The 10,524-nt window shown below is 46.9% G+C and carries 13 protein-coding genes; 2 read left to right on the forward strand and 11 right to left on the reverse strand.

All coding sequences use genetic code 11. The features are described from left to right. The 9 genes from PHU49_09715 to rplC form a co-directional block, all read right to left on the reverse strand. On the reverse strand, positions 1-253 hold a 253-nt coding region (locus PHU49_09715; GenBank protein MDD5244281.1), incomplete at its 3' end, for an elongation factor P. Positions 254-318: 65 nt separating this feature from the next. Beyond that, on the reverse strand, positions 319-1,389 hold the full coding sequence (locus tag PHU49_09720) for a Xaa-Pro peptidase family protein (GenBank protein MDD5244282.1): 1,071 nt from the start codon (positions 1,387-1,389) through the stop codon (positions 319-321). Positions 1,390-1,393: 4 nt separating this feature from the next. Next, positions 1,394-1,606, reverse strand: a complete 213-nt coding sequence (locus tag PHU49_09725) for a tetratricopeptide repeat protein (protein MDD5244283.1) — start codon at positions 1,604-1,606, stop codon at positions 1,394-1,396. Positions 1,607-1,707: 101 nt separating this feature from the next. Continuing rightward, entirely contained in the window at positions 1,708-2,433 is a 726-nt protein-coding gene (yqeC, locus tag PHU49_09730; protein MDD5244284.1) for a selenium cofactor biosynthesis protein YqeC, read from the reverse strand. After that, the gene (locus tag PHU49_09735; GenBank protein ID MDD5244285.1) at positions 2,411-2,662 is read right to left on the reverse strand and encodes a hypothetical protein; all 252 of its coding nucleotides are present in this window, start codon (positions 2,660-2,662) and stop codon (positions 2,411-2,413) included. Before PHU49_09735 ends, yqeC begins: the two co-directional genes overlap by 23 nt. Beyond that, positions 2,649-3,110: a hypothetical protein gene (locus tag PHU49_09740; GenBank protein MDD5244286.1), complete on the reverse strand. Its 462-nt coding sequence runs from the start codon at positions 3,108-3,110 to the stop codon at positions 2,649-2,651. Before PHU49_09740 ends, PHU49_09735 begins: the two co-directional genes overlap by 14 nt. Continuing rightward, positions 3,107-3,916, reverse strand: a complete 810-nt coding sequence (folE2, locus tag PHU49_09745; GenBank protein MDD5244287.1) for a GTP cyclohydrolase FolE2 — start codon at positions 3,914-3,916, stop codon at positions 3,107-3,109. Before folE2 ends, PHU49_09740 begins: the two co-directional genes overlap by 4 nt. Further along, positions 3,906-4,274, reverse strand: coding sequence for a 6-carboxytetrahydropterin synthase QueD (queD, locus tag PHU49_09750; GenBank protein MDD5244288.1), 369 nt, complete (start codon positions 4,272-4,274; stop codon positions 3,906-3,908). The genes folE2 and queD overlap by 11 nt, the downstream gene beginning before the upstream one ends. 154 nt (positions 4,275-4,428) lie before the next feature. After that, a complete protein-coding gene (gene rplC / locus PHU49_09755; GenBank protein MDD5244289.1) occupies positions 4,429-5,076 on the reverse strand; it encodes a 50S ribosomal protein L3 in 648 nt (215 codons plus the stop codon). Positions 5,077-5,311: 235 nt separating this feature from the next. Here rplC and PHU49_09760 point away from each other — a divergent pair, with 235 nt between their 5' ends. Both PHU49_09760 and PHU49_09765 read left to right on the forward strand, forming a co-directional pair. Further along, positions 5,312-6,124, forward strand: a complete 813-nt coding sequence (locus tag PHU49_09760; GenBank protein MDD5244290.1) for an HDOD domain-containing protein — start codon at positions 5,312-5,314, stop codon at positions 6,122-6,124. 1 nt (position 6,125) lies between these two features. Continuing rightward, complete coding sequence (locus PHU49_09765; GenBank protein MDD5244291.1) at positions 6,126-8,075, forward strand: ATP-binding protein; 1,950 nt, start codon at positions 6,126-6,128, stop codon at positions 8,073-8,075. On the opposite strand, the gene uvrC is transcribed toward PHU49_09765, so the two are convergent. Further along, positions 8,067-9,668, reverse strand: coding sequence for an excinuclease ABC subunit UvrC (uvrC, locus tag PHU49_09770; protein ID MDD5244292.1), 1,602 nt, complete (start codon positions 9,666-9,668; stop codon positions 8,067-8,069). The two genes, PHU49_09765 and uvrC, sit on opposite strands and share 9 nt — an antisense overlap. Further along, positions 9,665-10,524 (reverse strand): helicase-related protein (locus tag PHU49_09775; protein MDD5244293.1); only part of this gene is annotated, 860 nt, incomplete at its 5' end. The genes PHU49_09775 and uvrC, both read right to left, overlap by 4 nt.

Consider the following 10,524-nt stretch of genomic DNA (forward strand, 5'->3'; position numbering starts at 1 on the left):
TGAAATAATAGTTTTCCCCTTCCTTATAGAGAAATTGCATCTCTTTCTCTTCCATCTCGGGGACCTCTGCCTTGTCGCCTGACCTGAATGTTCTGTCAAGGACGTTTCCACTGATAAGGCTTTTCAGGCGTGTTCTCACAAAGGCTCCGCCCTTACCCGGTTTTACATGCTGAAAATCAACGATCACAAAGGGCTCATTATCCTGGAGAATCCTCAACCCTTTCCTGAACTCCGACGTTGAAACAACCATCATTCCCTCCTTCTCCTGCCACGAATATTCACGTACAATAACTCAGGATCCATCCTTTCATCGATAGGCTACCGGATCGTAAGCGCGTCTTTCCTGATCTTTGTAATGATCTGCGGTCCTTGAGCTGTTAAAAGTACCATGTCTTCCAATCTGACACCGCCAAGTTCCGGGATGTAGATACCCGGCTCAATGGTCACTACCATGTTTTCTTCGAATACCCCTTCGGCGCTGCTGTTGATTGACGGCGTTTCATGCACCGCTATGCCGATCCCGTGGCCCACGCCGTGCCGGAAAAAGTCGCCGTAACCGGCGTCTTTGATAAATCCCCGGACCATGCCGTCGAACTCTTTGATGGAGAGTCCCACCTTAATATTTGCCAGGGCAAAGATCCTGGCATTATTGACAACAGAGAATATCTCCTCTATCTTGCCGTTTGTCTTGCCTGCCGATATGGTGCACGTTTCATCGCTGCAGTACCCGTTCACCTGTGCGCCGAAATCGATAATGACCGCCTCACCTTTCAGGATCGGTTTATCCGTCGGCTCAGCATGCGGCAGCGCCGCCCTTGGTCCTGAAGCAACGATCGTATTGAAGGAGGGACAATCGGCCCCGAGCCTCCTCATGGCAAAGTCAAGGTCATTGGCGACCTCTTTCTCCGTTTTTCCCTGAACAGGTTTTTCAAAAACCTCAAGGAAGGCCCCGGTGGCAATCCGGACTGCCTTCAGGATAGACTCGATCTCTTCCGGATCCTTGCATTTCCTTATCTCTTCGATCCTGTTGCCCAGAGGCACAAAGAGGATATCCAGAAGCGCGTCTTTCCATGTCTGGTATATGTTAAAGGTTGTATGGAAACTGTCGAAACCGATCTTTTTTATCCCCTGTTCCCTGCATAGTTCGGAGAGGTTTTGTTTTAACAGTTTTATCTCCACGACCTGTATATCCCGTGTTACCTCGCGTGCGTATGTTATGTATCTGAAGTCTGTCAGGAGGAACAGGTCCTTACGGGTAACGACGAGCGTTCCCTCAGAGCCCCTGAACCCTGTCAGATAGAAGATATTTTCCATGCCTCTCAAAACGCAGGCATCCAGATCCATGTCCTCAATGATATTGAGAACCATCGCAATCCTGTTCTCTCTCATGTTCTTACCAGATCTTCTTTTTCAGAATTTTTTTAAATCCGGTGGTTTTACCCTTTGCCTTCAATTCCTTTTTAAGAGCCGCAAGTCTTTTCCTGTAGAGGTCATTAGCAGGCTCTTTTCTGACAAGCTTGTCATAAATATCTATGGCCGCCTCAATATGTCCCTGCTGCAGATAAATGTCTGCAAGGGTCGGAGACGCGATATTCAGGTTATCCATAGGGGATAGTTAAAAGAATATCGCCGTAAAAATCAAGCTAAATCGTATGGTATGCAGCTTGCGGCCCATGGTTGACAGCTCACGGCAAATTATGGAAAACGCTATGTTTTTTGTATTTTGTAGAATATCCCGAAGGGTATGCTGGAGGTGATGATCTTTCCCTCCGGTATTATATTCAGCAACGCCCTGGCGAGCGTGAGCGCATTACCCTTAAAGGCCAGCGTATCGAACTTGTTCAAAACGATGGTACATTGTCTTTCGTCGACATCTTTCAACAGGATATCCCGGGAAAAAAAACGTAAAAAGATATCCGGGCTGATAATCTCATCAGCCTTTATCCCTGTTCTGTCGCAAAAGAGTTCCCATCTGAAGACCTTTTCACTGACTGCGCAGGATAGGCCGTCAAGGCCGGCAATAACGAATATTGTTTCTGAACAGGGGGGTATCACCGGTTCATATTCCGCCGGGTATTTGAGGGGCAGCCTTTTCGACCCATCGGCTTCTATAAGGACAAGATCAAAGAGCTCGCCCAACCTGTTGATCTCGTCAAACGTTACCCCTGTCAGTTTCCCACCCTCAAGCGATCTCCCTATCCTGAGGTATGACGGCATATCCGGTCTGTCATGAAGAGCCTTTTCCTCCGTGAGGATGTAAGGTTCTTTTGCGTAGATCTTCGTTGTCGTTGTGAGCGCAACCCTTTTGCCTCGTTGTATTGCCCTGGCTGCGAGGTATTCGATAAAGGTCGTTTTGCCGCCGGCGCCTACAAATGCCGCGTACCTTTTGCTGATGATGTCGCTGAGGGGGTCAATCCTTTGAATGCGCAACATATGGCAGAGATTTAATCCGTTTAATGATCGTCATGGTCCTGTCTTTATCGCACTCCATGACGGAAAGCGATGCGTAGCCTTTCTGGAGTATGAAAAGACCGTCGTATGCCGTATCCTTGTATTCTTTGATGGTATACCGGATGCCTTCTTTATCGAGGGCATCCTTGAGCATGTCCATCTCAAAGATGCTCTCGATAACGTGAATCTTAACCCATTTATTTAGGTCCATTTCCTTTCAGCGGGGTAGTTTTTTCTGCAGGTCCTACCCAGATCTCAACCTCGGTCTGGAAAGCGCCGCGCGACATCTTGATATTGCAGGTCCTGTCTTCTTTCTGATAGTTAAGCACCACGTCTTTGTACCGGAAGCTGTTGACGTACCTCCATCCGTTCTTTGCCATATTGATCTTGAAATAGTTTTCGAGGGACTGCATATCTACGTTACCGTTAAGAAACATCACTCCTGCCCTCATGGCAGGGTTTTCGTAAATAAAACTCTTCTCAGGCACATAGGTCAATTCCTTCGGAACGGGAATGTCCGGAAAGCCATAGAAGGCCTGATTGGCCACTTCCTGTCTTGGTTGGGCCGTTCCTTCAGAACCTGTGGTCCCCTTCTGGAACAATGTGCATCCTGAGAATGCCAACAACATAATAAACGACAAAATGAAAATCTTCTTCATGTGTTCCCTCCCTCATTTTTTCTTTCAAGATACGCATATGCGCTGTGGTTGTGGATGCTCTCGAAATTTTCAGCCTCTATGGCAAACCACGTTATATTTGTATCCTTTGATAACATCTCTGCGATATCTCTTACCACATCTTCGACAAATTTTGGATTTTCAAATGCCTTTTCGGTAATGTACTTTTCATCTTCTCTCTTGAGAATAGAGTATACATCGGTGCTTGCACAACTTTCTATGATATTGATCATGTCTTCGATCCAGAAAAATTTTTTAAAACTCACATCCAGCTTTGCGACCCCTCTCTGGTTATGCGCCCCGTACTTACTGATCTCTTTTGAGCAGGGACAGAGGGTGTTGATCGGTACGGACACGGATACAACAAACTCTTTCATCCTGTTCTGGTCGTCCATGAAGCCTGAAAAACCGCAGTGGTACTCAAGAAAGCTCTGGGTCTTTGAGACCGGCGCCTCCTTTTTCATGAAATAGGGGAATCTTACGATCATATGAGCAGATTCAGCATTGAGCCTGTCCTTCATCTCTTTCAGTATGCCGGGAAAGTTCTTCATGTTGATCATGTTCTTATTATCGTGGAGGATCTCGACGAACCTGCTCATATGGGTGCCTTTATAATTGTGAGGAAGGTTGACATACATGTCTATGGTTGCGATGGTATGCTGGAAACTGTTTACCTTGTCCATCACGATAATAGGATACTTGACATTCTTTACACCGACCTTATCGATCTCTATCTTTCTCGTGTCTTCCATATTCTGTACATCTATCATGTCTGCTTTAGATACCATATGCCGCATATGCCTTCTCTGACTCCCATACCCTGACTTCTTTCAGAGAAATATTCTCCTCCCTGATAATCTTTTTCATCTCATCGTATATGTACATGGAAATGTATTCTGCCGAACTTGCCCTGGCAGTAAAAAAACTGATTTCGTTGAGGTATTTATGATCAAGCCTGTCCAGGATATCATGGAGGTATCCTTTGATGACCTTGAAATCCACAAGGAGGCCGTCATCCCCGAGTTTTTCACCTGCGACAAGGACTTCAACAACAAAGTTGTGCCCGTGAAGTTCTTCGCACTTTCCCTGGTAGCCTTCCAGCCGGTGGGCAGCGGCAAAGGAATCTTTAACACTTAAAGTGAACATAGACATAATCTATCGTCTGGGATGTTTAAAGTCAATAGAAAGGCCACGAGGAGAAGCGGAGATGGGGAGAAGCGACGAAACGGAAAGGAGGAAGGGAGAATTAAAAAAATATTCTGACTTCTGTATTCTGACTCCTGTCTTCCATCTTTGCCGGTTATTTTTGTTTCTTGACAGCCTTTTTTATGATCACAAACCCATTTGCCGGACCTGGTATGGCACCCTCCACGAGAAGGATGTTCGTATCGCTCCGCACATCTACGACTTTCAGGTTTTGTATGGTCACCTTTTTCGCACCCATGTGTCCCGGCATCTTCATGCCTCTCATGGTTCTGCCGGGTGTCATGTTCTGGCCGATGGAGCCGCCGTGCCTGAAGAACTCGTGGCTGCCCCGCGAAGCCGGAGCCCCGTGGAAGCCATGTCTTTTTATTACGCCGGAAAAACCCTTTCCCTTCGAAGTACCGGTAATATCAACGAATTCACCGGGTTCAAATATTTCAACCGAAAAGGTTGAACCCACATCGTATGTTTCCAGATCTTCGGGCGTAACCCTGAACTCCCGCAGAATTTTTGCCGGTGCTGCAGATACTTTCTTAAAATGGCCCGAAAGGGGTTTATTGACCCGCTGCACCTTTTGGATCTGTTCAAAACCGCACTGGAGGGCAGCATATCCTTCCTTTTTAAGACCTTTTTTCTGTACAACATAGCAGGGTCCTGCCTGTATGACGGTGACCGGTATCATGCCGCCGTGCTCATCGAATATCTCGGTCATGCCGATCTTTTTTCCTATAAGTCCGATTCCCATTGCTGCACCTCCAAAAAGTATAACAGCATAGTAGAAAATACTTTCAAAGTCAAGTTCTTTGGTATTTTGTGTGTATCCCCCCAGTCTTCGAAATTTGTCCGGCATGATACCATTGCAATTGAGACTGAGGGGATACTTTTATGGTCTTTTTGTGTAATATGGTCTATATTTTTCCGGTTTTTTTCAAAAAAAACTTAATTTTTCACTGATTTGTTCGAAAAGGTATATAGAAGCCATGATGAATCTTACTGTTAGAGATACCCTGCTGCAAAAGGCCACAGATTTAAAGATCATCCCGACGCTGAACGGCATCATCAATAAAGTCTTTCATATCCTGGGCAACAAAAATTCGTCCTTCAATGATCTCTGCGATGTGGTGCAATACGATCAGGCCATCTCGTCAAAGATCATCAGCATTGCCAACTCGGCATACTACAGCAGGGGCGTTGAGATCTTCCACCTACAGCGTGCCATGCTTACCATAGGTTTTGAAGAGATCAAGGGTATCGTGACATGTCTTTTGTTCATGGACAATATCCTGAAAAAGCTCAGGCTGAAAGAAGAAGACCTTTTCGGCCTCTGGGAACATTCCATCAAGGTAGCCTGTGCCGCCAAGATCCTTTCAGAAAGGATGCTCATTGAAGATCCTCAGAAGATATATACGGTATCATTACTCCATGATATCGGAAAGATCGTTTTTTATCTCGGCGTGGAGAACTATGGGGCACTGGTCCGTGAGGCCGAGAGGAATGGGCAGGATGCAAGTGTTCTGGAGAAGCAGAGGTTCGGCATAGACCACCAGGAGGCGGGGTATATCATCTCTATCAAGTGGAAGTTCCCTGATTATTTCGGCAATGTCATCCGCCACCACCACGAAAAGGGCTATGCCGGCGCATACGCGTCTCTTGTAAACATAGTGAACGCTGCCGACCAGTTCCTCCTTTTTCCTGAAAACGTACACACAAGTGAGGGTCTTATCCTCCAGAAAGAAAAAAATGGTATAACCAGGGAGATGGAAAAGATCATGAACTTTTTACAGCTGGTATAGTATGAGACACGGTGATCTCAAATCTGAATCACTAAAAGTGCAGTGGAATTTTTATGAGAGGGCTGTAAATAACTATTCCATTATCATGCGGATCATGAACAGTATTGACAACAGTGAAAGCCTCGTCAGGAATATGCCGAAGATTTTTGTAGAGGAATCGTTTTTCGATATGTGCAAGATCATCTTAGACGGAAACGGCACAATCCGCGAGGGTTTCTATAGCATAGACGGTACAGAGGACAGCATCGACAGTAAAAGTGTTTTGATAAAAAACGGCAACACCACTGTGCCGGCAATTATAGACGATGCATTCGGATACGGGGTTGTCTATATATATCCTCTCAAGCAGGACATCAGAACCATAGGTTTCGTTCTCCTTGGCAAAAAATACTATATGGATATCCAATTGAGATACTTGAGGGAACTGGAAATAGTCTGTGACATTTATAATAAAGCCCTGATCCTGAATATCAATGGCCATGATTATCAACAGGATATCGAAGGGAAGACCACCTTTGAACATATCGTTGACGGATTCCCCGATGCCTTCATGCTTGTCGATAAGGATGGTTTCGTCTGCTATGTCAATGAAAAGGCAAAGAATGAATTCGAGACGCAAAAAGGCTTTCTTACCGGGGAGAGGATCGACAAGGTCATCCCCGGCGTGACCGACGAAATCTTCAGAGAAAATGGCGTGCTCTATGGGAAGGTGACCTATAAATCCGGTAATGTCTATAAGATCTTCACGATAGAGCGTTTCCCTGTTCAGATAGATAGAGATGACGGGACGTTGCGGGGCATCATTTTTAAGGATGTTGCGGAACAGGCGATCAAAAAAGAAGAGCACCTGTTGCGCGAGAAGATGGGCAGCGTGGGGATGCTCGCCGGTGGTATTGCCCATGATTTTAATAACCTTTTGACGGGAGTGCTGGGGTACTCTTCGTTGATGAAAAAATTCCTCGCCGATAATCCGGCTTTACTCCGATATGCGGAGGCTATCGAACATTCCGCGCAGAGGGCTTCCAAACTGACGCAGCATCTGCTCAATTTTTCAAGGAGACAGAAGAGGACAACCGGTATCGTTCTTCTCAACGATCTCCTCGACGATATCCTTTATCTGTTGAAGGAGAGCTTTAAAGAGATAGAGATTGAAAAATCGTTCGATCCTGCCATACCCCCTATCAAGGGTGACGAAACGGAGCTTCAGAATGTTTTTCTTAATCTCTTTGTCAATGCGAAAGATGCTATGGAAGGCAAGGGTTCTTTACGGGTGAGGACTGAAAGGAGAGACTACGGCAATAGCGGGGAATTTGCGCTTATTGAGATCGAAGATACCGGGACGGGGATCGATGAGAAATTGCAGCAGAAGATCTTTGAGCCCTATTTTACTACGAAGGGGAACGGCTCCAATCTGGGTATGGGTTTGTACCTCGTTGATAAGGTGATAAAAGAACATGGCGGCTTCATTGAGGTAGAAAGCAGCGAGGGGAGGGGCACGAAATTTTGTCTTCACCTGCCCTTGCCGGTAGGCAGGATAAAAGAAAAGACAGCGCAGGAAAAGGTACAAAACAGTGAGATCATCGAAGGCAAAACCATTCTTGTTGTCGATGATGAGGAGATAATAAGGGAACTTTTAAAAAGAACGCTTGCAGAGGCCGGGGTCAAGGTGTTGGAAGCAGGGAACGGCACGGATTGCCTGAGGATCTTTCAGGATCATATCGATGAGGTTAAGGTTATTATCCTTGATATGATCATGCCGGGACTGAAGGGCGATGATGTACTGAAGAAGATCAGGGAGATTCGCTCAGATGTTGTCGTGATCATCGCCAGTGGTTTCATGGGTGACGAACAACGGGTAAAACTTAAAGAGTACAGGCCCGACGGGTTCCTGGATAAGCCCTTTACGGACAGGGATATTATCAGGTCAATTGTAAAGGTATTGTCAAAGTAGGTCCTCCCTTTTTTTCCATCGCCTGTGAGAGGTCACTGCGAATCTGTGTGCTTCATCCCGCAACCGGAGGATCTCCCTGAACACGATTGAAGATTTTGACAACAGGAGGGGGTTTTTGCGAAGCGGTATGTAGATGAGGTCTTCCATCTTTTTCCTTCGCTGTCCTTTTGCGACGCCGATGACATCACTGTTGATGTTCAGGGATTTAAGTATTTTCATGGCTGCCGACAGTTGTCCCTTGCCTCCGTCTATGATGCACAGATCAGGGAGAGGAACGATCCTGGTGTCTGTCAATCTCCTTTGCAGCGTTTCCCCTATCATTGCCACATCATCCATTGACGGCGCCTCTTTTATGTGGAAGACCCTGTAGGATCTTTTGGCTGCCTTGAACTTCTCAAATACAACCATGACCCCTGTGGGATGTTTGCCATGGCTGTGTGAAATATCGTAGATCTCGATCCTGCCTGGTATCCTTTTCAGGTGAAGGGTTTTTTTAAAGGCCTCTTCTTTGGGGATTGGTTCGGTCTCGTGAAGGTTTTCGAGGGCGAGTCTCATGATCTCCCCTGCAGCTCCTTCGTCCGGCCCGTATATCCTGACAGGACCGTTCTTTTTATCCCGGAGATATGTTTCAAGAAGCTCTGCGTCCCTTATCTTCTCTGAAGCGATGATCTCTTCAGGGACCGGCCGTAGGTTGTAATACTGGAACAGAAAGGTCGGAATGATCTCGTGCAAAGTGGTGGCGACAGAAGGCTCTCTGAAGGTCTTTTTCGCGATAAGCACCCCTTTTTTAAAGCTGAGGAGGACGATGTGAACCTTCTGGTCTCCCCCGGAAAACGCCCACACATCCCTGTCTTTACCGAGGTGTTCATGGACGCTCTGCCTCTCCATCATGCCCTTGATGGCGAGGTATCGCTCCTTAAGGGCCTGCGCCTCTTCGAATTTCCACGAGGAGATCGCCCGGGTTATCCGCCGTTCAAGCTCCTTCAGAAGATTTTCACTTCGTCCGGAGAGGAAATCCGCGAGCTCGGACACCATATTCCGGTAACCGGTGTCATCAATCTTTTCAGTACAGGGTCCGGGACATTTTCCCAGTTGAAAAAGGATACAGGGCCTTTTCCGTTTTTTGAATACACTGTCTTTACATCTCCGTATGGCATAAAAGTTCTGGATCAGTTTTAATACGTCCTTTACATCTCTTGAACGGGGGTAGGGACCAAAATAAAGGGCACCGTCATCTTCGATCTCCCTTGTCAGGTAAAGGGCAGGGTGGCGGTCATTGACCGTCAGCTTCAATGAGATATAGCTCTTGTCGTCCTTGAGGTTCACGTTATAGCGCGGCCTGTTCTCCTTGATAAGGTTGTTTTCCAGGAGGAATGCCTCTTTTTCATTCTTTGTCAGGAAGACCTCGACCTCTTCAATCTTGTCAACGAGCCGCTCGGTCTTGATGTCCCGTTTTGTTTCGGCCATGTAGCTCCTGACCCTTTCCTTTATGTTCTTTGCCTTGCCGATGTAGATGATGTTCTTTTCTTTATCCCTGAAGATATAGACGCCGGAGGATTCAGGCAGGGTATTGAACTCTTGTTCCGTTATCACAGGGTGATCTCCATCTTCTCAAGCTGCAGAAGCCGGTCTCTCAGGTTGGCGGCCTTCTCGAAATCCCACCTCTTTGCCGCCTCATTGATCTCTTTCCGCAGTTTCTTCATCATCCTGGACAGCTTTTTCGGCTCTATCCCTTTTTCTTCAAATTCGTCGACAGGGATCGTGTAGTAATCCTTTTCATAAATGGACGACAGGACGTCGACAACGGATTTCCTGATGGTCTCCGGTGTGATGCCGTGTTCCTCATTGTACCTCTTCTGGAGGGCTCTCCTCCTCTGCGTTTCTCCGATTGCCCTTTTCATGGACTCCGTCACGACATCGCCGAACATGAGCACCTTTCCGTTGATATTCCGTGCAGTCCTGCCGCAGGTCTGTATCAGGGACGTCTCTGACCTGAGGAACCCTTCCTTGTCGGCATCGAGTATCGCCACGAGTGATACCTCCGGCAGATCAAGCCCCTCCCGGAGGAGATTAACGCCGACAAGGACATCAAATTTTCCCATCCTCAGGTCTCTGATGATGGCGACACGCTCCAGGGTGTCAATATCGGAGTGGAGGTATTTTGTCTTGATATTCCGGTCCAGGAGAAAATCAGTAAGGTCTTCGGCAAACCTTTTCGTAAGCGTTGTGATGAGTACCCTTTCTTTTCGCCCGATGGTCTCCTGTATCTCAGGGATAAGCTCCTCGATCTGGTTTTTTGCTTTCCGAAGGTGGATAGCGGGATCCATGAGACCCGTCGGCCGTATAACCTGTTCAGCTACCATCCCCGCTGCCTTATTGAGTTCGTACTTTGCTGGTGTTGCCGATATATAGAGTACCTGCCCCGTCCTCGCCTCGAACTCTTCAAAGG

The organism is Syntrophorhabdaceae bacterium (genome assembly GCA_028713955.1).
GTDB lineage: Bacteria > Desulfobacterota > Syntrophorhabdia > Syntrophorhabdales > Syntrophorhabdaceae > UBA5609.

Coding starts and splice junctions, on each gene's coding strand:
- yqeC (MDD5244284.1), bottom strand. CDS start 2,433: ATGTTGCGCATTCAAAGGATTGACCCCCTCAGCGACATCATCAGCAAA.
- queD (MDD5244288.1), bottom strand. CDS start 4,274: ATGTTCACTTTAAGTGTTAAAGATTCCTTTGCCGCTGCCCACCGGCTG.
- rplC (MDD5244289.1), bottom strand. CDS start 5,076: ATGGGAATCGGACTTATAGGAAAAAAGATCGGCATGACCGAGATATTC.
- folE2 (MDD5244287.1), bottom strand. CDS start 3,916: ATGGTATCTAAAGCAGACATGATAGATGTACAGAATATGGAAGACACG.
- PHU49_09720 (MDD5244282.1), bottom strand. CDS start 1,389: ATGAGAGAGAACAGGATTGCGATGGTTCTCAATATCATTGAGGACATG.
- PHU49_09740 (MDD5244286.1), bottom strand. CDS start 3,110: ATGAAGAAGATTTTCATTTTGTCGTTTATTATGTTGTTGGCATTCTCA.
- PHU49_09725 (MDD5244283.1), bottom strand. CDS start 1,606: ATGGATAACCTGAATATCGCGTCTCCGACCCTTGCAGACATTTATCTG.
- PHU49_09765 (MDD5244291.1), top strand. CDS start 6,126: ATGAGACACGGTGATCTCAAATCTGAATCACTAAAAGTGCAGTGGAAT.
- PHU49_09735 (MDD5244285.1), bottom strand. CDS start 2,662: ATGGACCTAAATAAATGGGTTAAGATTCACGTTATCGAGAGCATCTTT.
- PHU49_09760 (MDD5244290.1), top strand. CDS start 5,312: ATGATGAATCTTACTGTTAGAGATACCCTGCTGCAAAAGGCCACAGAT.